The sequence below is a fragment of the Streptococcus sp. KHUD_017 genome (assembly GCF_054861245.1).
This window is the reverse complement of the sequence record NZ_CM142175.1, coordinates 1,115,273-1,137,697: the sequence shown is the minus strand read 5'-3', so window position 1 is coordinate 1,137,697 and position 22,425 is coordinate 1,115,273. Positions and strand designations below refer to the sequence as shown.

At 37.6% G+C, this 22,425-nt stretch carries 25 protein-coding genes and 1 other annotated feature; of the genes, 18 read left to right on the top strand and 7 right to left on the bottom strand.

Features of this window, described 5'->3' with window-relative positions:
- Nucleotides 1–17 precede the first annotated feature (17 nt).
- From uvrB to ACVAMZ_RS05630, 7 genes are all read left to right on the top strand, one after another.
- Complete coding sequence (gene uvrB / locus ACVAMZ_RS05660) at nt 18–2,006, top strand: excinuclease ABC subunit UvrB (RefSeq protein ID WP_461684279.1); 1,989 nt, start codon at nt 18–20, stop codon at nt 2,004–2,006.
- 14 nt (nt 2,007–2,020) lie between these two features.
- Nucleotides 2,021–2,518 (top strand): GNAT family N-acetyltransferase, encoded by a 498-nt coding sequence (locus tag ACVAMZ_RS05655; RefSeq protein WP_254724286.1) that lies wholly within the window; start codon nt 2,021–2,023, stop codon nt 2,516–2,518.
- Between the two features lie 93 nt (nt 2,519–2,611).
- A complete protein-coding gene (locus ACVAMZ_RS05650; protein ID WP_461684278.1) occupies nt 2,612–3,238 on the top strand; it encodes an NAD(P)H-dependent oxidoreductase in 627 nt (208 codons plus the stop codon).
- Entirely contained in the window at nt 3,235–3,786 is a 552-nt protein-coding gene (locus tag ACVAMZ_RS05645; RefSeq protein WP_461684277.1) for a hypothetical protein, read from the top strand. Before ACVAMZ_RS05650 ends, ACVAMZ_RS05645 begins: the two co-directional genes overlap by 4 nt.
- A complete protein-coding gene (locus tag ACVAMZ_RS05640) occupies nt 3,783–4,283 on the top strand; it encodes a hypothetical protein (protein WP_461684276.1) in 501 nt (166 codons plus the stop codon). The genes ACVAMZ_RS05645 and ACVAMZ_RS05640 overlap by 4 nt, the downstream gene beginning before the upstream one ends.
- Before the next feature lie 2 nt (nt 4,284–4,285).
- On the top strand, nt 4,286–4,726 hold the full coding sequence (locus ACVAMZ_RS05635; protein ID WP_461684275.1) for a hypothetical protein: 441 nt from the start codon (nt 4,286–4,288) through the stop codon (nt 4,724–4,726).
- Between the two features lie 12 nt (nt 4,727–4,738).
- The gene (locus ACVAMZ_RS05630; protein ID WP_045615811.1) at nt 4,739–5,206 is read left to right on the top strand and encodes an 8-oxo-dGTP diphosphatase; all 468 of its coding nucleotides are present in this window, start codon (nt 4,739–4,741) and stop codon (nt 5,204–5,206) included.
- On the opposite strand, the gene ACVAMZ_RS05625 is transcribed toward ACVAMZ_RS05630, so the two are convergent.
- Nucleotides 5,203–5,718, bottom strand: coding sequence for a 3H domain-containing protein (locus ACVAMZ_RS05625; RefSeq protein WP_461684274.1), 516 nt, complete (start codon nt 5,716–5,718; stop codon nt 5,203–5,205). The genes ACVAMZ_RS05630 and ACVAMZ_RS05625 overlap by 4 nt on opposite strands.
- Before the next feature lie 10 nt (nt 5,719–5,728).
- Nucleotides 5,729–6,256, bottom strand: a complete 528-nt coding sequence (locus ACVAMZ_RS05620) for an ECF transporter S component (RefSeq protein WP_074324877.1) — start codon at nt 6,254–6,256, stop codon at nt 5,729–5,731.
- A 640-nt stretch (nt 6,257–6,896) separates the two neighbouring features.
- Nucleotides 6,897–7,032 (top strand) — a sequence feature (ribosomal protein L10 leader region).
- Nucleotides 7,033–7,070: 38 nt separating this feature from the next.
- Between ACVAMZ_RS05620 and rplJ the strand changes: the two genes are divergently transcribed.
- From rplJ to ACVAMZ_RS05570, 10 genes are all read left to right on the top strand, one after another.
- Nucleotides 7,071–7,571, top strand: coding sequence for a 50S ribosomal protein L10 (gene rplJ / locus ACVAMZ_RS05615; protein ID WP_001287274.1), 501 nt, complete (start codon nt 7,071–7,073; stop codon nt 7,569–7,571).
- A 76-nt stretch (nt 7,572–7,647) separates the two neighbouring features.
- Nucleotides 7,648–8,016 carry a 50S ribosomal protein L7/L12 gene (gene rplL / locus ACVAMZ_RS05610; RefSeq protein WP_001196964.1) on the top strand — a complete coding sequence of 123 codons (369 nt, stop codon included), beginning with the start codon at nt 7,648–7,650 and terminating at the stop codon, nt 8,014–8,016.
- A gap of 135 nt (nt 8,017–8,151) precedes the next feature.
- A complete protein-coding gene (locus ACVAMZ_RS05605; RefSeq protein ID WP_461684273.1) occupies nt 8,152–8,481 on the top strand; it encodes an immunity protein Imm33 domain-containing protein in 330 nt (109 codons plus the stop codon).
- A gap of 249 nt (nt 8,482–8,730) precedes the next feature.
- Complete coding sequence (locus ACVAMZ_RS05600; RefSeq protein WP_461684272.1) at nt 8,731–9,489, top strand: hypothetical protein; 759 nt, start codon at nt 8,731–8,733, stop codon at nt 9,487–9,489.
- Between the two features lie 372 nt (nt 9,490–9,861).
- Nucleotides 9,862–10,248, top strand: coding sequence for a barstar family protein (locus tag ACVAMZ_RS05595; protein ID WP_461684271.1), 387 nt, complete (start codon nt 9,862–9,864; stop codon nt 10,246–10,248).
- 112 nt (nt 10,249–10,360) lie between these two features.
- The gene (locus ACVAMZ_RS05590) at nt 10,361–10,783 is read left to right on the top strand and encodes an SMI1/KNR4 family protein (protein ID WP_461684270.1); all 423 of its coding nucleotides are present in this window, start codon (nt 10,361–10,363) and stop codon (nt 10,781–10,783) included.
- A gap of 291 nt (nt 10,784–11,074) precedes the next feature.
- On the top strand, nt 11,075–11,446 hold the full coding sequence (locus ACVAMZ_RS05585; protein WP_461684269.1) for a GFA family protein: 372 nt from the start codon (nt 11,075–11,077) through the stop codon (nt 11,444–11,446).
- A 211-nt stretch (nt 11,447–11,657) separates the two neighbouring features.
- Nucleotides 11,658–12,575, top strand: a complete 918-nt coding sequence (gene glyQ / locus ACVAMZ_RS05580) for a glycine--tRNA ligase subunit alpha (RefSeq protein ID WP_461684268.1) — start codon at nt 11,658–11,660, stop codon at nt 12,573–12,575.
- 206 nt (nt 12,576–12,781) lie between these two features.
- Entirely contained in the window at nt 12,782–14,818 is a 2,037-nt protein-coding gene (gene glyS, locus ACVAMZ_RS05575) for a glycine--tRNA ligase subunit beta (protein WP_461684267.1), read from the top strand.
- 29 nt (nt 14,819–14,847) lie between these two features.
- On the top strand, nt 14,848–15,105 hold the full coding sequence (locus tag ACVAMZ_RS05570) for a DUF896 family protein (protein ID WP_000187071.1): 258 nt from the start codon (nt 14,848–14,850) through the stop codon (nt 15,103–15,105).
- Between the two features lie 81 nt (nt 15,106–15,186).
- Here ACVAMZ_RS05570 and ACVAMZ_RS05565 read toward each other — a convergent pair whose 3' ends face one another.
- From ACVAMZ_RS05565 to ACVAMZ_RS05555, 3 genes are read right to left on the bottom strand one after another with little or no spacing between them, the layout of a single operon-like run.
- On the bottom strand, nt 15,187–16,428 hold the full coding sequence (locus tag ACVAMZ_RS05565) for an NAD(P)H-dependent oxidoreductase (protein WP_461684266.1): 1,242 nt from the start codon (nt 16,426–16,428) through the stop codon (nt 15,187–15,189).
- A gap of 17 nt (nt 16,429–16,445) precedes the next feature.
- The gene (locus tag ACVAMZ_RS05560) at nt 16,446–17,051 is read right to left on the bottom strand and encodes an NADPH-dependent FMN reductase (protein WP_461684265.1); all 606 of its coding nucleotides are present in this window, start codon (nt 17,049–17,051) and stop codon (nt 16,446–16,448) included.
- Between the two features lie 34 nt (nt 17,052–17,085).
- Nucleotides 17,086–18,006, bottom strand: a complete 921-nt coding sequence (locus ACVAMZ_RS05555) for an FAD:protein FMN transferase (RefSeq protein WP_263393708.1) — start codon at nt 18,004–18,006, stop codon at nt 17,086–17,088.
- A gap of 318 nt (nt 18,007–18,324) precedes the next feature.
- On the opposite strand from ACVAMZ_RS05555, the gene nox reads away from it, so the two are divergent.
- Nucleotides 18,325–19,704: a H2O-forming NADH oxidase gene (nox, locus tag ACVAMZ_RS05550; RefSeq protein WP_461684264.1), complete on the top strand. Its 1,380-nt coding sequence runs from the start codon at nt 18,325–18,327 to the stop codon at nt 19,702–19,704.
- Between the two features lie 58 nt (nt 19,705–19,762).
- On the opposite strand, the gene ACVAMZ_RS05545 is transcribed toward nox, so the two are convergent.
- Entirely contained in the window at nt 19,763–20,623 is an 861-nt protein-coding gene (locus ACVAMZ_RS05545; RefSeq protein WP_461684263.1) for a YitT family protein, read from the bottom strand.
- Nucleotides 20,624–20,685: 62 nt separating this feature from the next.
- On the bottom strand, nt 20,686–22,338 hold the full coding sequence (locus ACVAMZ_RS05540) for an Rqc2 family fibronectin-binding protein (protein WP_461684262.1): 1,653 nt from the start codon (nt 22,336–22,338) through the stop codon (nt 20,686–20,688).
- Nucleotides 22,339–22,425 lie beyond the last annotated feature (87 nt).

The window sequence follows — 22,425 nt, the reverse complement described above, 5'->3', positions numbered from 1 at the left end:
ATGTATATGAGGCTATTATGATAAATCGAATTACAGACAACAAATTTAAACTAGTATCCAAATACCAACCGTCTGGGGATCAACCGCAGGCTATTGAGCAGTTGGTTGATAACATCGAGGGGGGCGAGAAAGCCCAAATCCTGATGGGGGCGACTGGTACGGGAAAGACCTATACCATGAGTCAGGTGATTGCACAGGTTAATAAGCCAACCTTGGTCATTGCCCACAATAAGACACTAGCAGGCCAGCTCTATGGAGAGTTCAAGGAATTTTTCCCAGAGAATGCTGTTGAGTACTTCGTTTCTTACTATGATTACTACCAGCCAGAAGCTTATGTGCCCTCTAGCGATACCTATATCGAAAAAGATAGTTCGGTCAATGATGAGATTGATAAACTTCGCCACTCCGCTACATCAGCTCTTTTGGAGCGTAATGATGTCATTATTGTAGCTTCTGTTTCTTGTATCTATGGTTTGGGTTCTCCGAAGGAATATGCTGATAGCGTAGTAAGTTTGCGTCCAGGTCTTGAGATTTCTCGTGACAAACTTTTAAATGATTTGGTTAACATTCAGTTTGAACGCAACGACATCGATTTTCAGCGTGGAAGATTCCGTGTTCGTGGGGATGTGGTCGAGATTTTCCCAGCTTCGCGTGATGAGCATGCTTTTCGGGTAGAGTTTTTCGGCGATGAGATCGATCGCATCCGTGAAGTCGAAGCTCTAACTGGTCAAGTTCTGGGCGAAGTGGATCATTTGGCGATTTTCCCAGCCACTCACTTTATGACCAATGACGACCACATGGAAGTAGCTATTGCTAAGATTGAGGCTGAGTTGGAGGAGCAGTTAGCTCTCTTTGAAAAGGAAGGTAAACTCCTCGAAGCGCAACGTTTGAAACAACGGACAGAGTACGATATTGAGATGCTGCGTGAGATGGGTTATACCAATGGTGTCGAAAACTACTCCCGTCACATGGATGGACGAAGCGAAGGAGAGCCTCCGTATACGCTTCTTGATTTCTTCCCTGATGATTTTTTGATTATGATAGATGAGAGCCACATGACCATGGGACAAATCAAGGGGATGTATAATGGAGACCGTTCGCGCAAGGAAATGTTAGTTAACTACGGTTTCCGTTTGCCGTCTGCCTTGGATAACCGTCCTCTTCGTCGTGAAGAATTTGAAAGTCATGTTCATCAGATTGTCTACGTTTCAGCGACGCCAGGTGATTACGAGATGGAGCAAACAGACACTGTGATTGAGCAAATCATCCGTCCCACTGGTCTTTTGGATCCAGAAGTGGAAGTGCGTCCGACTATGGGACAAATTGATGATCTCTTAGGTGAAATCAACGCCCGTGTTGAAAGGAATGAACGGACCTTTATTACAACCTTGACCAAGAAAATGGCTGAAGACTTGACTGACTACTTCAAAGAAATGGGGATTAAGGTCAAATACATGCACTCAGATATCAAGACTTTGGAGCGGACAGAGATTATCCGTGACCTGCGTTTAGGAGTCTTTGATGTCTTAGTTGGGATTAACCTCCTTCGTGAAGGGATTGATGTTCCAGAAGTTAGTCTAGTTGCTATTCTTGATGCTGACAAGGAAGGTTTCCTTCGTAATGAGCGTGGACTTATTCAGACCATCGGGCGTGCTGCCCGTAATAGCGAGGGGCATGTCATCATGTATGCAGACACTATGACTCAGTCTATGCAACGTGCCATTGATGAAACGGCTCGCCGTCGTAAAATCCAGATGGCCTATAATGAAGAGCACGGCATTGTTCCACAAACCATTAAGAAAGAAATCCGTGACCTTATTTCTGTCACAAAAGCTGTGGCTAAGGAAGAGGATAAAGAAGTCGATATCAATAACCTTAACAAACAAGAACGTAAAGAATTGGTTAAGAAACTGGAAAAGCAAATGCAAGAAGCCGTCGAAGTGCTTGACTTTGAACTCGCAGCTCAAATCCGTGATATGATGTTGGAAGTCAAGGCCTTGGATTAGATAGGAGAAAGCGAATGAAGATTATCATTAAAACAATGGAAACTCCTGAAGAGATAGAAGGAAAATCTCTCGTTCATTGGCAAACGTGGAGAGAGGCTTATGACGATCTTTTACCCGCGGATTTTCAGGAGACGATGACATTAGAAAAATGTCGATTCTTTAGTCAAAAATATCCAGAGAATACCTTGATTGCGATGGATGGAAAGAAGGTCGTTGGATTTATCAGCTATGGAAATTTTCGTGATGAAGCCATTCAAGCTGGTGAAATCATAGCCTTATATGTTTTAAAAGATTACTATGGAAAAGGTGTGAGTAAACAGTTAATGCATGCTGCATTTGCTGCTCTTGATCATTTCTCTGAAATTTATTTATGGGTATTGAAAGATAATAAGCGAGCCATTGCTTTCTATCAAAAAATGGGTTTTACTGTTGATGGCCCAGAAAAAATACTTGAACTTGGAAAATCTGTTAAGGAATTGCGGATGGTGTGTTCTTCAAATAAAGATTCCTAAAGGACGTATCTATCGATCTTTGAATCATTATCAATTAATCAAGTAAAAAATTAAAAGAGATAGAATGAACCAAAGAAATGAAGGAGAAGACGAATGAAAATTCTAGTCATCAATGGACACCCTGATAAGGAAAGTTACTGTCAGGCTATTTTTCAAACGATTGTAGAAAACATTGACTCAGGTCGCCATGAACTTGAAGTCATCAACCTTAATGAAGAGGACTTTGATCCTGTTTTACGTTATGGCTATCGAAAACGTATGGAAGAAGATTCTTTTATCCTTCGTTCTCAGGAATTAATAAAGTGGGCAGATCATTTCATCTTTGTTTATCCCATCTGGTGGAGTAGTATGCCTAGCCTTATGAAAGGCTGGATTGATCGGGTCTTTACACCTGGAATTGCATACTCTGCCAATGATCAGGGGAGTTTTATCTGGAATTACCTTAGAGGCAAGCAGTTTAAAAAGTTATTAAAAGGGAAAACAGCCAGTATTTACGCAACCTCCATGGCGCCTACTTGGTGGTACAAGATCTTTTCGGGCCCTCTCAACATTCCTGATAGTTATGGTATCTCTGTTTTGAAGAATGCCGTCTTGAACCATTGTGGAATCAAAACCAAGCGCGTGTGTATCTTAGGAGAAGTCGGCCGGGATGTGAATACCGCTAGTATGCGGGAACAGCATCTCAAAAAGGTCGCAGCAGAAGTGAAGAAACTATCATGAAACAAGAAAATAAGAGTCAGAAAAAATCAAAAAAACACCAGAAATCAAAGCGAAAGATTGGTCTACTGGACCGCATGAATCTGTGGTTTATGCAACATTCAACAATTGCCTGGATCCTTGATGCAAGCGTTCTTTTGTTTTCTACTCTAGGAATATTATGTCTATTGTACGGAACAACCCTTATTCCAAGTTCCTATCGGGAACTGCATTATAGTTTTCCACTTTTTTTAAATCTTTTTGTATTGGTGAATGCATCTTATCATACTTTCTTTCGTACCTTTAGAAAAGACTGGATTTCCTTGCGAAATTTTGCAGATATGTTTTTATATCCTAACGGAATTGCTTGTGTATTCCAGTTAACGATTGGGATGACCTCTAAAAGAGGAACAAGATTACTTCCGATATGGGCATTAGACTATCGCTATATCTGGTTTCCCCTCGTTACTTATTTTATTTTCTTTCTAATGCCTATTGTGATAATTATTACTTCCAAGCATATTGATAAGAAAAATGGAAAAGAAGAAAATAGGGAAAATTCACTCAAATGAAAAAAAATAAAAGAAATTCAAATACAAAAAAGAATCTATCAAGGAGAGAAAGATTTCAGCTCTGGCTAGATGCTCATAAATTTTTAGGATTCTTCTTGATCCTCGGTCTTATCCTAGCAATAGGACTAGGTATCGATCTTATTTTTAAAAGTCTTCCTATTCCGTTGCCCTACAGAGATATCAACTATAGTTTTCCAATATATATAAATCTTTTTTGTCTGGTCTATAGATTATTTGACTATTGGTTCCTAGACTTGACTAGGACAAGAATGACGATAAAAAGATATGCAGATTTATTTATCTATCTTAATAGTATCGGTTTAATAGTTCATCTCTTTATTGGGATTGGTGGGAAAAATAGTAAAGGGGTTTTACCTTCTCTCTTATCTCTAGATCACCGCTACATCTGGTTTCCAATTCTTACTTATATAACCTTCTTCTTAGTGGCTACTTTGATTATTTTAATTTCCAAATATATTAAAAAGAAAAGGAGTTAATCATGCTAAAACATCTAACTATATTTAGGATTCTTTACCTTATGTTTCTTGTATTTGTCCTGATTCATTTTATCTTAGGCTTGTTCGGTTTTGCTTTTACACCTATTGTGTGGAACATCTGGTTATTTAGTCTTTGCCTTACTTTATTTATTCATCCATGGACTATCTTCTATAAAACTAGAATCTTTCAATGGCATCATTTAATTTTTCAGACTCTCAGTGGCTTTTTCGCTCTTTTAATCTGGTTAGTGATATTCTTTTTCCTATCTTTTATTCCAGACTCAGCCATGCCTATCAGTATAGACTATCAAGTTAATAGTAAAGACAAAGAGATAAGGATTAATAGAGGATTTTTTCTTGATGATATTCGAGAGTATCACGACTGGATTAATCCTTTGATTATGAAATCTAAAGTTAAGTACATGATAGAAAATAACCCTTAGAAAGTGAATCCTATGTCTCGAGCACAATTAACGATTTTAACAAATATTTGTATGATTGAAGATCTAGAAAAGCAGCGCGTGGTTATGCAGTATCGATCACCCGAAAGCAACCATTGGTCTGGCTATGCCTTTCCAGGAGGCCATGTTGAAAATGGAGAGGCTTTTGCAGAATCTGTTATTCGTGAAATTTATGAGGAAACAGGTCTAACGGTTCAAAATCCTCAACTTGTCGGCATTAAAAATTGGCCGTTAGATACAGGTGAGCGTTATATTGTCTTTTGTTATAAGGCTACTGAGTTCTCTGGTACCCTTCGTTCTTCAGATGAAGGAGAAGTTTCCTGGGTACAAAAAGACCAGATTCCAAATTTGGATCTGGCTTATGATATGTTACCTTTGATGGAGATGATGGAAGCTCCAGACAAGTCTGAATTTTTCTACCGTCACCGTACAGAGGACGGGTGGGAAAAGAAAACCTTCTAATCTTTTACTAAATAACCAAGCTGGTCCAAGGCCTTCTCAATATAGAGGAGGTCTTGTTTATTTTCTGCTTCAATTAAGTGATAATGGATACCATCTGTCAATTCAGATAGGGGGCGAAAATCAGACGTCTTAACTTGGTTTAAAAAGTGCTCCACATCGCGTCTACAACTTAGTTTGAGGAGGGTTTCGATTTCCCCGTAGACAGGATGGTCAATAAGGATAGTTTGAACCCGTCCTCCGTTATCAACGATAGCAAGTAATTCTTGTTCCATATCTTCCTCTTTATGTTTGACCTTAAAGAGTTTATGAACAAAAGAATTGGCTTTGTTTTCTTTATAGATATAGCCACGATTGGTTGATAGGATAGGAGCACCATCTGCACGAAGCACAGCTATATCCTGAACAATAATCTGACGAGTTACATGAAAATGTTCTGCTAAGCTTTGTCCGTTTAGAGGTTTTTGAGCTTCTTTTAAGAGTTGTAAAAGGGTTTCTTTTCTATTTTTTGTCATAGTCTCTTTCTTAATGGCGTTTTTTTAGTGCTTTATAAACAGCTAATGCTAAGTAATAGTCTATCATACTATGAACAATAGTTCCAAAACCAACCAATACAAAGAGAACGTAGAACATATTTTTTAGGTCTGTTCCTGTACTAGCATAGAAGATAATACAAGCAAAGACTTCGGCAATAGCGTGTACTAAACCAAGTACAAAGTTAAAAATCAATGAAGATTTTGGATTATCTAAGGTTTGAGGATGTTTTTGCAGATAGAAGGCGCCCAAAGTGCCGAAAAAGATATGGGAGAAAGCTCGAAGTACAATGACAATTGGATAACCAGCCATGAGGAATCCTAGGCTAGAAGCTATAATGACAAAGATTGCCATCCAAGGAGAAAGGAACATAGCGATAAAGATTGCAACGTGGCTTCCTAGAGTGTAAGAAGCGGGCGGAATAACAATCTTGAAGGGCATCACCAAGGGAATTAAAATAGCGATAGCGGTTAGCAATGCGGTTAAAGTCATGAATTGGGTTTTCTTTTGTATATTCATAATAACTCCTTTTTTGTGTATATACAGTTGTATAGTACACTAAATAATATTATCCGTCAAGAGAGAAATTGAATTTTGTTGGAAAAATAGGTAAAATAAATTAGAGTAAAGTATCTTAGAAAGAGGAGAGAGTCAAGATGATAGATATTCTCTATCCGATTTTTATCATTCATTATTTATCCAAGCAGAAAAAAACAGGATTCCAAGTATCAAAATTTACTCCATTTTCAGCCTATAGTTTCTTAATGATTTCGATAATAAGAATCGCATTTGGTTCCTTAGCTCTGATTGTTTTCTCGATTCCCATTTTCGGTTTCCTCTATTTCAGTATCATAGGGCTCATTCTTTATCACATTAGCATTATTTATGGCATAATCCTACTTTTCTTGTCATTAACTTTTTTCTTAGACAGTCAAAAATCTAATCAGGGCATTCAAACCACGGAAAATACTCCATTCATATTTCATGTGTTAATGTTGATCTTTCAAGCGCTCTTAATCTATAATACCTTGGTACCAATCTTTTCCATTTACTGAGAAAATATTTAAATATTCTTCTCTAAGTGGCAGTAGAATTGAGAAAAAACTCAAATTTTTTTAAAAAATACTTGCTTTGATAGAATTCTTGTGATATACTTATAAACGGTTTGAAAAAACTGCCTAAGACAGTAGGGGAGCTAGACTCATAAATATCCTACCGAGGACAAAACGTATCATGTAAAAAGAAGCGTATTGTACTTTCGTGTCTAGGTTTGGGCGCGTTTTTCTTTTGGAAAAATTCCCCAAGCAAAATAATTACGGAGGTGAACACACTAATGAGTGAAGCAATTATTGCTAAGAAAGCGGAACTAGTTGACGTAGTAGCTGAGAAAATGAAAGCTGCTGCATCAATCGTCGTTGTAGACGCTCGTGGTTTGACAGTTGAACAAGATACAGTTCTTCGTCGTGAGCTTCGTGGAAGCGAAGTTGAGTATAAAGTTATTAAAAACTCAATCTTACGTCGTGCAGCTGAAAAAGCTGGTCTTGAAGATCTTGCATCTGTTTTTGTTGGACCATCTGCAGTAGCATTTTCTAACGAAGATGTTATCGCACCAGCGAAAATCTTGAACGACTTTGCTAAAAACGCTGAAGCACTTGAAATCAAAGGTGGTGCAATCGAAGGCGCTGTCGCATCAAAAGAAGAAATCGTTGCTCTTGCAACTCTTCCAAACCGCGAAGGACTTCTTTCTATGCTCCTTTCTGTACTTCAAGCGCCAGTTCGCAACGTTGCTCTTGCAGTCAAAGCGGTTGCAGACAACAAAGAAGACGCAGCTTAATCATAAGCTACGCAGCGTAGCCTAGCTACAAAAAATTATAAAAATTAAAATTAAACTTATTTTGGAGGAAATAACAATGGCATTGAACATTGAAAACATTATTGCTGAAATTAAAGAAGCTTCAATCCTTGAATTGAACGACCTTGTAAAAGCTATCGAAGAAGAATTTGGTGTAACTGCAGCTGCTCCTGTAGCTGTTGCTGCAGCTGGTGCTGCTGACGCTGGTGCTGCTAAAGACTCATTTGACGTTGAATTAACAGCTGCTGGTGACAAAAAAGTTGGCGTTATCAAAGTTGTACGTGAAATCACTGGTCTTGGACTTAAAGAAGCTAAAGAACTTGTTGATGGTGCACCAGGTGTCATCAAAGAAGGCGTTCCAACTGCAGAAGCTGAAGAAATCAAAGCTAAATTGGAAGAAGCTGGAGCTTCAGTTACTCTTAAATAATAGAGTTTCCATAAAAAATGAAAACCGGAGCTTACGCTTCGGTTTTTTTATCATATATAGAATACATAGGGGGTGGATCTGAGTTGTTTGCCTTATCTAATTCAAGTGGAGAACTAACTAGAACAAATAGAGGTTATGAATGTGAGTAATAAAGGAATGGGATTAGGTGCTTCAATAGTATCGAATAATATTTTAGAAAATAAGGCGAATATAAAATGGATATTACGCGAGAGCAGTGTTAATGAGTTAGATAACGGATGGCGTTTTTTATCCGAAATAGATACAGAAGAATATTTATCACATGCTGAAAATATGTCGATATGTGACTGGAGTACAATTATTGATATAGAACCTGCAGTACTATCAATTTTTAATATGCCTATTGGAACAGAACTTACAATGATTTATGAAGAAGAGAGAGTGTATTTTTTAGATACAATTACTGGTCAGAAATTATCTCAGTAGGAATTTAAAGTTTACTTCATTTACTCATCCTTCATATAATTATGAATTTTCTAAAGCGATACTAGTATTCTACAACTCTAGATTAATTATAGCTTAAATTTTTTTCCATAAAGAAGAAGTCTGAGAGCGAAATAAACTTGACAATTTATGTACAAGTTATTATGATAGTCGGAGAACTGATTTACTTTTTTAGATATCAGATAATCTAGCAAAATTGACGATTGAGATATAAAAATGAGATATTGAGGTATGAAAGTGTGTAGAGTAATAAAATTATTTACGGATACGATTTCTTCAGAGTACATGGATTTTGCCTTTCAGATTGCTCATGAAACTCAAGATGCAGATATAGTTCAGGTATATGATGGAATCCAGACATTCAATTTATCAGTTAATTATATTAAGTATCTATCGTTTGTTAGTAAAAAGTATAGTGAACTATATAATAAAGAATATGAACTTGATGGCTATGGAATCTACCAAGTTTTTGATAGTAAATTATCGAAAGAAGTTAGTTATCGATCTTGTGGTATATGGTCAGCTGATGATTTTAATCATTATGTTTTCCTTTCTAATAAAGGTATGATGGAAATACTCATAAATGTTTCCTTGACATTTAAATTAGAAAAAACAGCTACTGAATTGAAAAAAATCTCTGGCCTTCCCTTTAAAATAAGTGAAGTAGAAAACATCGATAGGGGTTTGTATTATTTAGAAGCTAGTTTAACTAATGATGGTGAACTCTATTTTAAAATCAGTGATAAACTTATAAAATGTGACGATTATGTTGCTTTTAGATTGATTGATGAAGGACTGGATTTACGATCACTTGAATCGGAATATGAGTTAGAAATAGCTACTATACATCTCGAAAATCATTTTGTTTATCAAGTCTTAAACGGCGGATTTATGGGGCTTGCCCAATCTATTTTTTCTAGTTATAAGATTATAAATACTTTGAATTACAATGCCTATTTATTAGTTTATGAGCGCGATTCTCAAGACTAACCAAATTGTTAAAAAACAGAGATTCTGGTAAAGGACTTACATACTTTAGTTAGGATAGTTCAGCAAGCAAGCCAACAAAAACTGGTATCTAGAACTGTTATCGTTAAGTACATTAGTTTGTCACACGCATCTAAGTTCAAGGGCAAATAGGGTATTAGTAAGAGTTTAAGAATGGCTAAGTTATTATTAGAGGCTCATTCTTTTATCAAATGTAAACCATTAGATTATGCCCAAAAATGTATAAAGTAATGCTTGAATGGGGATGGAGAAAGGCCAACAAGAACTACTAGAGTTGTGGAGTGCTGGATAAAAAAGTGATACTAGTATGAATTTGAAAAAAACTTTTTAAACAGTTTATGAGGGGAACTTTAAGTGAATGTTTATAGAAGAATAACAAAGTTAGAGAAAAACTATTTAATGGTTAAGTGCTCTAATGATTTCAATCTAAATATTGATGGAAAAAAAGTACAAAGTGAAAGAGATGCGATAGAGATATTAGCGAACAGTTTTAATATTAATGATCTCCAAGATGGTAATTGGGATGCATTATTTGACCGCCTTCAACGTTCTAATTATATGCATCCAGAGAGAATTAATATTTTTCTTAACAATTCAAATGATCTTTTTATCAAGGATGCAAACTCTAAAAATACTTTTTTAGAAATATTATCTGATACAGTTTCATGGTGGGGAGAAGATGTTGAAAGATATATAGTTGATGGAAAAAGAAAAACATTCTATGTATATCTGCTAGATTAATACTAATTGTTTGATATGATAGAAATATAAACATTTTTGTGAAGAAGATAATAGCTAAACAAGTTGGACAAACGCTAATAGTTCAAAAAATTTAAATAAATATAGGTGGATTATGATTGATGAACTGAAAAAGAAGATTGCTTCTACCAAGGGTGTGGACTTTGAACCATTTGGAGAGGGTATTTCTGATGAATGGATTACAAAAGCTGAGGAAAGATTACATTTTATTTTTCCTGACACCTATAAATGGTGGCTTAAAAACTACATGGGTGGAGAAATTTACGGAGAAGAAATTTTCAGTATCTATGGATTAGATTTTGATATTGTTGTAGGCGGGGATATCGTATACATAAATGAACTGAACCGAGAAGAAGGGTTTAGTAACTCTGATCAATTAGTCATCTGTGAAGGGGAAGATGGCATGTTTTATTTTCAAAAACAGAAAAGTTTGACCAATGAGTTAGCAGTTTTTAGAGATGGAGAATACTATGCTAGCGATTTTATTGAATTTCTCATAAAAAGAATAGACGGCTGATTAGCGGTTTTTCTTTGTCTATTCTTTAGTATAAAATAATTTTACTTTTTAATTTCATTTTGTTATAATAGACCCAAGAAAGAATATCTTATCGGTAAATCCTAAGCGAGCCTGAGATAGTGAGAGTCAGGTGGTTGAGAGATAAGTGTGGCGCTTTTGGTAGTATTTTCAAAAACAATGAAGTAATAAATTAGGGTGGAACCGCGTTTCTGACGCCCCTAGTCGCAAGGCTTGGGTGTTGAAATTCGGTTCTTTTTGAATTCGTCTAATGCCTAAGTAGAAAGGAGTACAATGCTTAAAGGATCTTGTTTATGTAAAGCAGTGACTTACACTCTGGATGAGGAATTATCTGAATTAGTTTTTTGCCACTGTTCATTCTGTCGGAAAGCAACTGCGTCTGCCTATACAGTTAATGCCAAAGTTAGTAGTAAAAATCTAGTATTGCATGGAAAAGAAAAGCTTGTTACGTATAGTTCTTCTCCAGGAAAACAGCGTTATTACTGCCAGAACTGTCATAGTCAAATTTTCACTGTTCAAGAAAATATACTAGAAGTCTGTGCTTTGAAATTAGGTACAATAGATGAATGCGATCAGAATTTACAAACTGTTCCTAAACGTCATATTTTTCAGGACCCAGCCTTTTCTTGGTTGCTTGATAAATAAATATAAGAAGATAATATAAATTAAAGGAGTAAACAATGTCTAAAAAATTGACTTTCCACTGTGTCAGTGGCAGAGACCTCCTTACAGTCGGACTGCCCCACGCTCAGCACTAAGGTGCCTGAGCTAGACGCAGTACTAACTCGTCTTGCCTCGTATAATCGACGAGGCAGACTCGTGTCGCAAGAAATCATTTTTAATTAAGGAGTATTCAATGTCTAAGAAATTAACATTTCAAGAAATAATTTTGACTTTGCAACAATACTGGAATGATCAGGGTTGTATGCTTATGCAGGCTTATGATAACGAAAAAGGTGCGGGAACTATGAGTCCTTATACTTTCCTTCGTGCCATTGGTCCTGAGCCATGGAATGCAGCTTATGTAGAGCCATCACGTCGTCCTGCTGACGGTCGTTACGGAGAAAACCCAAATCGTCTCTACCAACACCACCAATTCCAAGTGGTTATGAAGCCATCTCCATCAAATATCCAAGAGCTCTACCTTGAGTCTTTGGGAAAATTGGGCATCAACCCATTGGAACACGATATTCGTTTCGTTGAAGACAACTGGGAAAACCCATCAACTGGTTCAGCTGGTCTTGGATGGGAAGTGTGGCTTGATGGTATGGAAATCACTCAGTTTACATACTTCCAACAAGTCGGTGGTTTAGCAACAGGACCTGTTACTGCTGAGGTTACCTACGGATTGGAACGCTTAGCTTCTTATATCCAAGAAGTAGACTCAGTTTACGATATTGAGTGGGCTCCAGGTGTTAAATACGGAGAAATCTTCCTTCAACCAGAATATGAGCATTCAAAATACAGCTTTGAAGTTTCTGACCAAGACATGCTTCTTGAAAACTTTGAAAAATTTGAAAAAGAAGCTGGACGTGCTTTGGAATTAGGCCTTGTGCACCCAGCCTATGACTACGTTTTGAAATGTTCACATACCTTCAACTTGCTTGATGCTCGTGGAGCGGTATCAGTTACAGAACGTGCCGGTTACATTGCCCGCATCCGTAACTTGGCCCGTGTCGTAGCCAAAACCTTCGTCGCAGAACGTAAGAAACTCGGTTACCCACTTCTAGATGAAGCCACACGCGCAAAACTCCTAGCAGAAGAGGAAGAATAAATAATGTATTAGATAGGATTGGTTGATAGAGCAATCCTACAGGACCAGTTGCCGCAGTGATAGAGGTATCGTTAGAGAAACTAACGATACCAGGCAAAATTGGAGACCTTAGGCTCCAATTTTAGCAATGAAACGACGCAGTCGGTTGCTTGCGTGCCAATCACATAAGGCAAACTGGAAAAAAAGATATTTTTCGGAGAAAAAACATGACAAAAAACTTATTAGTAGAACTAGGACTCGAAGAGTTACCAGCCTACGTTGTCACACCAAGTGAAAAACAACTCGGCGAAAAAATGGCAGCCTTCTTGGATGACAACCGCCTTTCATATGAAGGGATTCAAACATTTTCAACTCCACGTCGTTTGGCTGTTCGTGTACTTGGTTTAGCAGACCAACAAACAGATTTGACTGAAGATTTTAAAGGACCTTCTAAGAAAATTGCTTTGGATGCAGAAGGAAATTTCTCTAAAGCGGCCCAAGGTTTTGTCCGTGGAAAAGGCTTGACTGTAGATGACATTGAATTCCGTGAAATCAAAGGTGAAGAATATGTTTATGTAACGAAACATGAAGCTGGAAAACCAGCGGAAGAAGTTCTGACTGGAATTCCCGAAGTCTTGGCTAGCTTAAGTTTCCCTGTTAGCATGCGTTGGGCAAACAATACTTTTGAATATATCCGTCCAGTCCACACTTTGACAGTGCTTTTGGATGATGAAGCTCTTGAACTAGATTTCTTAGATATTCATTCAGGCAGAGTGAGTCGAGGACATCGCTTCCTTGGACATGAAGTTGAAATCCGTCATGCTGATAGTTATGAAGAGGACTTACGAAAAGTCTATGTCATTGCTGATAGTATTGAACGTGAAAATATGATTCGTGAACAAATTAAGGAAATTGAAGCAGAACAAGGCGTTCAAGTACAGATTGACGAAGGACTTTTAAACGAAGTCTTAAACTTGGTCGAATATCCAACCGCTTTTATGGGTAATTTTGATCCTAAATACCTAGAAGTTCCAGAAGAGGTTTTGGTTACTTCAATGGAAACTCATCAACGTTATTTTGTTGTCCGTGATCTTGATGGAAACCTAAGACCAAACTTCATTTCAGTTCGTAACGGAAATGCTGAACACTTGGAAAATGTCATTCGAGGAAATGAGAAAGTTTTGGTTGCTCGTTTGGAAGATGGAGAATTCTTCTGGCGTGAAGACCAAAAACTTAAAATTGAAGATTTAGTTGCTAAACTTTCACACGTTACCTTCCATGAAAAGATTGGTTCACTTCGTGAACACATGATTCGTACAGGACAAATTGCTATCCTGCTAGCTGAAAAAGCTGGTCTATCAGTTGATGAATCTATTGATCTTGCTCGTGCTGCAGCCATTTATAAATTTGACCTCTTAACCGGTATGGTTGGTGAATTTGATGAGCTTCAAGGGATCATGGGTGAGAAGTATGCGCTTCTTGCAGGTGAAAATGCTGCAGTGGCACAAGCAATCCGTGAACACTACCTTCCAGACTCAGCAGACGGAGCTCTTCCTGAATCTAAAGTTGGAGCAATACTTGCACTAGCCGATAAATTAGATACTCTCTTATCTTTCTTCTCTGTTGGTTTGATTCCATCTGGTTCAAACGACCCTTATGCCCTTCGTCGTGCAACACAAGGGATTGTTCGAATCTTAGAAGACTTCGGTTGGAATATTTCAATGGACGAGTTGATTGCGAGTCTTTATGCTTTATCGTTTGATAGTTTAACTTACGATAACCAAGAAGAAGTGCTTAACTTCATCAAAGCTCGTGTTGATAAGATGATGGGTTCTACTGCAAAAGATATTAAAGAAGCTGTTCTCGCAAGTTCAAACTTTGTTGTCTCTGATATGATTGAAGCAGCAGAAGCTCTTTCAGAAGCTGCGAAAACTGAAGATTACAAATCATCAGTTGAGTCATTATCTCGTGCCTTTAACCTAGCAGAAAAGGCAGAAGGTTCAGTCAAAGTTGATGCAAGTCTCTTTGAAAATGAGCAGGAAAAAGAACTAGCTCAAGCTGTAGAAAGCTTAGAATTGAAAGGTTCAGCTAGTGATAAATTAGAGCAATTATTTGCTCTTAGTCCAGTTATTGATGCATTCTTTGACAATACCATGGTTATGGCAGAGGATATTGATGTTAAGAATAATCGTTTGGCTATTCTAGCTGAACTTGTCAATAAAGCAAAAACAGTGGCTGCTTTTAACCTTCTTAATACAAAATAGTAATTGAAAAATAGATTGGAGGTCCAAATATGACACCAGAAAAAATCGCTCGTATTAATGAACTTGCTAAAAAGAAAAAAACAGAAGGCTTGACTGCGGAAGAAAAAGTAGAACAAGCCAAACTTCGTGAAGAATATATCGAAGGCTATCGTCGTTCAGTACGTCACCACATTGAAGGAATCAAAATCGTAGATGAAGATGGTAATGATGTGACTCCTGAAAAACTTCGTCAAGTGCAACGAGAAAAAGGTTTACACGGCCGTAGTCTTGATGATCCGAATTCATAAATAAAAAAAATCTCGGTTTGTGTGCGAACCGAGATTTCTATTATTAAAAAGGAACCCAAAATGGTTCCTTTTGGTTAGTTATTAGTTACTAGCACCAGAAGTAGCATCTGCGCCACCACCGTGGCCGCCATCGGCTGAGTCAGAAGCGCCAGAAGTAGCATCGGCATCTCCGTGACCTCCAGCAGCAGGAGCAAAAGGTCCGCTACCGCCTACCAAACGTTGACCAGTTTCTTTCAAGTACCAGTCAAGCCATGGTTGGAAGTTAAAGACAATTTCATTGATACCAGCATATGATCCATCGGGATAGTACATAGCTTGGTAGTTGTGAGTATTGATAACACCTGCAGGTGAACCAGGAACAATTGTACGTACGTATTCTTGGTTTCCGTTACGAAGAGTTCCGATTACCCACTCAACGTTTTTCATACGTGCTGGTGGAAGTGATCCGTGAACTGTTGACATACGGCTACCAGATTGAGATGGGACACGTTTTGCAAACATTGTGTCAGGATCCTGGTGAGCATTGTTGTAGTAAAGGAATTGGTTGTTATCGTCAGCGTATGTTAGTTCAAAAGGCATAGCTTTCAAGAACATATCAATCTGGTTAACTGTCAAGATACCATGGTCAAGTTTAACATATGTATCACCTGAAACAGCACCTGTAATTTCTGCTACTTTTTCAACCCATTCTGGATCATCAGGGTCGACCTCTGTAATAGTTGTGGCAATTGGTTTTCCACAATCCAAATCTTCTGGTTCAATTGGTTTTGGTTTTTTCAATTTAGAAACGACTCCTACGTATTTGACAAAGTTATCTAAGCAAGACTCAAGGAATTTAACAGTTCCTTCGTTAATAATGTTTCCATTTGCGTCAAAAGCTTCTTTAGCTTTTCCAAGAAGGAACTCATTACCTGGCAATGTGTAGGCATTAACACCTGGTGCGTCAAGAATCTTACGAAGGTGAACTTGAGCACGTGAAGTTCCTTGGTCATAGTATGAAGCACCCACAATCATGACTGGTTTGTTTTCAAATGGATGAACTTCGAATGAAAGCCACTCAAGTACAGACTTAAGTGAAGCAGAAATAGTGTGGTTGTGCTCAGGAGTAGCAATAATCACACCATCAGCGCGAGTAATTTTGTTGTAAAGAAGGCGCAACTGGAAACTGTCATCCCATTTTTCGTCTTGGTTAAACATTGGAACTTCATCGATTTCCAAAACTTCTAGTTCAAATTTAAATTTAAACTGACGGCGGATGAACTCCAAGAGTTTGCGGTTATATGATTGATCGTAGTTTGATCCAACAAGTCCAATAAATTTCATTCTTTCGATCTCCTATCTTACAAATTTTCCCAATCAAAATCTTCAGCATCTTTGCGAAGAAGCTCTTGTGCGTTACGCAATTTTTCAGTAACTTTAACAAAGATACGGAAGTCATCAAAGATGGCATCCAATTTATTAATGACATCGAGATCTACCAAGTCACCGTTCTTATCAAATGCTTGAAGAGAGTGAGAAAGTAAGAATTCATCAGGAAGAACTGTTGCTTTAATCTCAGGAGCATTAAGAATTTGACGAAGTTGCAATTGAGCACGTGATGAACCGAGTGTACCATATGAAGCACCTGTAATCATGACAGGTTTGTTCAAAAGCGGGAATACACCATATGAAATCCAAGCAAGAGCGCTCATAAGAACAGCTGGGATTGAGTGGTCGTATTCTGGAGTACCGATAATAACTCCATCAGCAGCTTCGATTTTAGCAGCGATTTCCGTAGCTTCAGCTGGGATTTGTTTGTCAGCTGGTTTGTTAAATACAGGTAGATCTTTAATTTCTACCAATTCGATTTCTGCTTTATCAGCAAAGTGTTTCTGCATATATTGAAGCAGTTGGCGGTTTGTGGAACGTTTTGAGTTAGTTCCTACAATAGCAATAAGTTTAAGCATGGGCTTTCCTTTCTCTTTTTGCATTATTAATGATTTATCGTTGGATACCAGATGAACAAGCTAAGCGTCCATCTTTGTCAATGAGGATGGCTTCGATACCATCAATATTTTCGACTTGCCACATAATAGAGGCGCTTCGCTCTCCAAACAAACGAGTGGTCCATATCTCACCGTCGACTGAGCGGTCAGATACAATGGTTAAACTGGCTAAATCCGTTTCAATGGGATAACCTGTCTCACTATCAAAAATGTGATGATAATCCTTGCCGTTGATTTCAAGATGTCGTTCATAAATCCCAGATGTAACAACTGATTTTCCAGTAATAGACAAGGTCATCAGGTGATTACCTCGTGGATTATTTGGGTCTTGAATACCGATTTGCCACGGACGTCCATCTTTTGATTGGTTGTTCCCAATTGTGAGGATGTTTCCTCCAAGATTGATAAGAGCAGAAGTGACGCCATTTTCTTTCAAGAAAGCAGCAACCTTATCTGCACTGTATCCCTTTGCTAAACAGCCTAAGTCAATTTTCATTCCCTTTTTTTCTAGGAAAACCGTAGAATTGATTGAATCGAGTCTAATAAAATGAGGGTCTATTAGTGGTAAGACTGAAGCAATTTCTTCAGGGCTTGCAACCTTTGCATCGGAAAAACCAATACGCCAGGTTTGAACCAAAGGCCCGATACTAATATTGAGATGACTTTTAGGTGCTAGACTGTGTTCTAGACCTAATGAAATCAGTTCAAATAAATCAGTGTGGACCTTAACTGGGGCAATACCTGCCTGATAGTTAATTTCCATTAATTCGGATTCAGTACTGTTAGCATTGAAGCGGAATTCAAGTTCCTTGAGCAAATCAAAAGCTTGACGGAGAAGATTATCGGCTTGTTCATGTACTAAGGAAATAGTAATCGTAGTTCCCATTAATCTCTCAGATAATGAACTAAGAGGCAAAGAATCAGCTCCCTTCAAATCACTCGGAAATAGCTACAAATCTTGAATGAATAAGAAATTAAGAATTTATAATTTATTTCCATATAAATAGAATATCATAAAGTCAGCGTTTTCACAAATCATTTTTTACAAAAAGTCAAGAAATATGCTTAAAAAATTAAAAACACCTCCAAATCAATGAGGACCCTTTGAAAACAAATTAATATATCTTTCAAAAACTTTCTTAAATAGCATCAAACTAGTCAAAAGTCTTGAAAACGTTCACAGATAATGGTATACTTGAAAGGTAAATAAAAAAATAAAGGTAGGATTTATCTTATGAGTAAAATCGTAGTTGTGGGTGCTAACCACGCTGGAACTGCATGTATCAACACTATGTTGGATAATTTTGGAAACGAAAACGAAATCGTTGTATTTGACCAAAACTCAAACATTTCATTCCTTGGATGCGGAATGGCACTTTGGATCGGTGAACAAATTGACGGACCTGAAGGTTTGTTCTACTCTGACAAAGAAAAATTGGAAGCAAAAGGTGCTAAAGTTTATATGAACTCACCAGTTCTTTCAATCGACTACGACAACAAAGTTGTTACTGCAGAAGTTGACGGTAAAGAACACAAAGAATCTTATGATAAATTGATCTTCGCTACTGGTTCAACTCCAATCTTGCCACCAATCGAAGGTGTTGAAATTGTTAAAGGTAACCGTGAGTTCAAAGCAACTCTTGAAAACGTACAATTCGTTAAATTGTACCAAAATGCTGAAGAAGTTATCAACAAACTTGCTGATAAGAGCAAACACCTTGAGCGTATCGTTGTTGTAGGTGGTGGTTACATCGGTGTTGAGCTTGCTGAAGCTTTCGAACGTCTTGGAAAAGAAGTTGTCCTTGTTGATATCGTTGACACAGTATTGAACGGATACTATGACAAAGACTTCACACAAATGATGGCTAAAAACTTGGAAGACCACAACATCCGTTTGGCACTTGGTCAAACTGTTAAAGCTATCGAAGGTGACGGTAAAGTAGAACGCTTGGTAACTGACAAAGAAACATTTGATGTGGATATGGTTGTTCTTGCAGTTGGATTCCGTCCAAACACAGCTCTTGCTGACGGTAAGATTGAACTCTTCCGTAACGGTGCCTTCCTTGTAGACAAGAAACAAGAAACTTCAATTCCAGGTGTATACGCTGTTGGTGACTGTGCGACTGTTTATGACAATGCTCGTAAAGACACTAGCTACATCGCTCTTGCATCAAACGCTGTTCGTACTGGTATCGTTGGTGCTTACAACGCTTGTGGACATGAGCTTGAAGGAATCGGTGTTCAAGGATCAAACGGTATCTCAATCTATGGTCTTCACATGGTTTCAACTGGTTTGACACTTGAAAAAGCAAAAGCTGCTGGTTACAACGCAACTGAAACTGGATTTAACGACCTTCAAAAACCAGAATTTATGAAGCATGACAACTATGAAGTAGCTATCAAGATTGTCTTTGATAAAGACAGCCGTGAAATCCTTGGTGCTCAAATGGTATCTCGTGATTCAGCAATTAGCATGGGAATTCACATGTTCTCACTTGCAATTCAAGAACACGTTACAATTGATAAATTAGCATTGACAGACCTATTCTTCTTGCCACACTTCAATAAACCATACAACTACATCACAATGGCTGCACTTACAGCAGAAAAATAATTGATGATATGACAAAAAAAGTAACTTCAACTATTGAAGTTACTTTTTTATTTTAAGGTTAAGAAACCTCGTCTCTTGCTGGGAAAGTAAACCCTTCTCCAAGGATTTCGTGAGCTTCCGTGATAGTGATAAAGGCCATCGGATCAACTGTATGAATCATTTCTTTCATCTTGACAATTTCATTTCTTGCGACAATACAGTAAATAATCTTTAAGTCCTTTTGGCTATAGTAACCTTGCCCTGAGATAAAGGTAACACCACGACCGAGTTCTTTGTTAATTTTATCGGCTAATTCCATCGGTTTTTGAGTGATAATCATAAATCCTTTTCCAGCATATCCACCCTCACCGATTAGGTCAATAACTCTTGAAACGATGAAGTCAAATAAGAGAGTATAGGTTACAAGACGTAGGTCTTGGAAGATGATTAAAATCAACATCAGAATTAGAAAATCAAGTCCAAAAAGTAATTTACCGACAGAAATATTGGTGTATTTATTAAGGATACGAGCGACAATATCGGTTCCACCAGTTGTTCCACCCGCGTTGAAAATAACTCCGAGTCCAACACCTAGGAGGACACCAGCTACTAGAGCGACAACAACCAAATCACCTTCAAGGTTAAACTGAAGAGGAATCTTCTCAAAGATAGCTAACCAGACGGAGACGGCAATGGTTCCAAGTAGACTGGAATATAGTGATCTTAATCCAAATATTTTCCAAGCTAGTAGGAAGAGAGGGATATTAATCAAGATATTCATCAGCGAAATAGGGATATTAAAGAGGTAATACGTAATCAAGGTTATCCCTGTTGCTCCACCTTCAAACAAGTGATGTGGTACAACAAAATAAGTAAGTCCGAAGGCGAAGATAGCAGCTCCGAATATAATAGTTATAGTTGATTTAAAATGCCGTAGCATTGAGCTCCCCTCCTATTTTTTTGTAAAAGTGAAGTAATAATATTTTTTAAATAAGACTGATATTACAACTTCATGGATTCAATTTTCTCGGAATCAGGTGTAACACGAAGAGTTTTTTGACCGGTATAGGTAACAAAACCAGGTTTTCCACCAGTTGGTTTATTTAGCTTTTTAACCTCAATCATATCAACTTGAACAAGATTGGAAAGGCGTCCTTTCGAATAGTAGGCAGCTAGTTCTGCAGCATCCGTCTTGACTTCGTCAGAAGGATTCAGATTTCCTGAGATGACAACGTGGCTTCCTGGTATATCCTTAGCATGGAACCAAAGTTCCTCTTTGCGTGCTATTTTAAAGGTCAACTCTTCGTTTTGAAGATTGTTTCGTCCAACGAGAATAATGGTTTTACCATCGCTAGCTAGATATTTCTCTGGCTTTTTACGCTTTTGAATTTTCTCGCGTTGGCGTCTTCTAATAAAGCCTGTTTGAATTAATTCTTCACGAATTTCAGCAATTTCATCTAACCCAGCTTGGCTGAGAACTGTCTCTACACTTTCCAAATAAAGAATTGTTGCCTTGGTTTCTTCAATTAGTTCAGTCAGATATTTGACAGCCTCTTTTAACTTCTGATAACGTTTGAAGTATTTTTGAGCGTTTTGGTTTGGTGTTAAAGCCTTATCAAGTGCAATTGTGATAGGCTGATTGGTGTAGTAGTTATCTAATATGACTTGGTCTTGGTCGTTTGGAACTTGATGAAGAAAAGTCGTTAGTAATTCGCCTTTTTGACGAAATTCTTCAGCGTTTTCGGTAGCTTGAAGTTCTTTTTCTTGTTTCTTCAGTTTTTGACAATTTTTTTGTAGTTCATTTTCAACACGACGAATGAGTTCACTAGCCTGTTGTTTGACACGATCACGTTCTGCCTTATCTTTGTAAAAAACATCAAGAAGTTGAGATAAGCTTGAAAAATGTCCTTCAATTTTAGTTGAAAAAGGGACACAAGAAAAAGACTTATCAGTTAAGCATGGATTTGTTTCTTGATTAAAAAAGTTACGGAAATTGGAAAGTCTTTCAATAGTTAATAAATTTTCTAATTCAAATGCCGTATCACGGCCTAAACCTTGAAAGAGAACTTGAAGATTTTTAGCTGTCAATTCCTGTGTTTGTAGGATTTCAAAAAGTTTTTCATCCTTGATGGTAAAAGGATTGAGAGCCTCCGTACTTGGTGGTGCTAAGTACGTTGCACCAGGTAGGAGTGTACGGTAACTATTTTGAGAGAAACCAATGTGTTTGATAACCTCAAGAACTTTATTGCTAGACTTATCTACAAGGAGAATATTACTATGTTTACCCATAATCTCAATGATGAGGGTGGCTTGGATATTGTCTCCAATCTCATTCTTGTTAGAAACAGTGATTTCAACGATTCGATCGTTTTCAATCTGCTCGATAGACTCGATAACAGCACCCTGTAAATATTTCCTCAAAACCATGATAAAGGTAGAAGGTTGAGCAGGGTTTTCAAAGGTCGTTTCTGTCAACTGGATGCGTCCGAAAACAGGGTGAGCAGAAAGGAGCAGACGATGACTTTGGCGATTGCTACGGATTTGTAAGACCAATTCTTGGTCAAAGGGTTGATTAATTTTTTGAATGCGACCGTTTAGTAATTCAGCTCGCAATTCCTCAACCATGTGGTGTAAAAAAAATCCATCAAATGACATGGTTCTCTCCTTATGAATGTATTCCATAGTATTATATCAAAAAGGTAGAATAAAATCATAGAAATATGGTATAATAAAGCCAAGTAA

Coding starts and splice junctions, on each gene's coding strand:
- uvrB (WP_461684279.1), top strand. CDS start 18: ATGATAAATCGAATTACAGACAACAAATTTAAACTAGTATCCAAATAC.
- ACVAMZ_RS05655 (WP_254724286.1), top strand. CDS start 2,021: ATGAAGATTATCATTAAAACAATGGAAACTCCTGAAGAGATAGAAGGA.
- ACVAMZ_RS05650 (WP_461684278.1), top strand. CDS start 2,612: ATGAAAATTCTAGTCATCAATGGACACCCTGATAAGGAAAGTTACTGT.
- ACVAMZ_RS05645 (WP_461684277.1), top strand. CDS start 3,235: ATGAAACAAGAAAATAAGAGTCAGAAAAAATCAAAAAAACACCAGAAA.
- ACVAMZ_RS05640 (WP_461684276.1), top strand. CDS start 3,783: ATGAAAAAAAATAAAAGAAATTCAAATACAAAAAAGAATCTATCAAGG.
- ACVAMZ_RS05635 (WP_461684275.1), top strand. CDS start 4,286: ATGCTAAAACATCTAACTATATTTAGGATTCTTTACCTTATGTTTCTT.
- ACVAMZ_RS05630 (WP_045615811.1), top strand. CDS start 4,739: ATGTCTCGAGCACAATTAACGATTTTAACAAATATTTGTATGATTGAA.
- ACVAMZ_RS05625 (WP_461684274.1), bottom strand. CDS start 5,718: ATGACAAAAAATAGAAAAGAAACCCTTTTACAACTCTTAAAAGAAGCT.
- ACVAMZ_RS05620 (WP_074324877.1), bottom strand. CDS start 6,256: ATGAATATACAAAAGAAAACCCAATTCATGACTTTAACCGCATTGCTA.
- rplJ (WP_001287274.1), top strand. CDS start 7,071: ATGAGTGAAGCAATTATTGCTAAGAAAGCGGAACTAGTTGACGTAGTA.
- rplL (WP_001196964.1), top strand. CDS start 7,648: ATGGCATTGAACATTGAAAACATTATTGCTGAAATTAAAGAAGCTTCA.
- ACVAMZ_RS05605 (WP_461684273.1), top strand. CDS start 8,152: ATGAATGTGAGTAATAAAGGAATGGGATTAGGTGCTTCAATAGTATCG.
- ACVAMZ_RS05600 (WP_461684272.1), top strand. CDS start 8,731: ATGAAAGTGTGTAGAGTAATAAAATTATTTACGGATACGATTTCTTCA.
- ACVAMZ_RS05590 (WP_461684270.1), top strand. CDS start 10,361: ATGATTGATGAACTGAAAAAGAAGATTGCTTCTACCAAGGGTGTGGAC.
- ACVAMZ_RS05585 (WP_461684269.1), top strand. CDS start 11,075: ATGCTTAAAGGATCTTGTTTATGTAAAGCAGTGACTTACACTCTGGAT.
- glyQ (WP_461684268.1), top strand. CDS start 11,658: ATGTCTAAGAAATTAACATTTCAAGAAATAATTTTGACTTTGCAACAA.
- glyS (WP_461684267.1), top strand. CDS start 12,782: ATGACAAAAAACTTATTAGTAGAACTAGGACTCGAAGAGTTACCAGCC.
- ACVAMZ_RS05570 (WP_000187071.1), top strand. CDS start 14,848: ATGACACCAGAAAAAATCGCTCGTATTAATGAACTTGCTAAAAAGAAA.
- ACVAMZ_RS05565 (WP_461684266.1), bottom strand. CDS start 16,428: ATGAAATTTATTGGACTTGTTGGATCAAACTACGATCAATCATATAAC.
- ACVAMZ_RS05560 (WP_461684265.1), bottom strand. CDS start 17,051: ATGCTTAAACTTATTGCTATTGTAGGAACTAACTCAAAACGTTCCACA.
- nox (WP_461684264.1), top strand. CDS start 18,325: ATGAGTAAAATCGTAGTTGTGGGTGCTAACCACGCTGGAACTGCATGT.
- ACVAMZ_RS05545 (WP_461684263.1), bottom strand. CDS start 20,623: ATGCTACGGCATTTTAAATCAACTATAACTATTATATTCGGAGCTGCT.
- ACVAMZ_RS05540 (WP_461684262.1), bottom strand. CDS start 22,338: ATGTCATTTGATGGATTTTTTTTACACCACATGGTTGAGGAATTGCGA.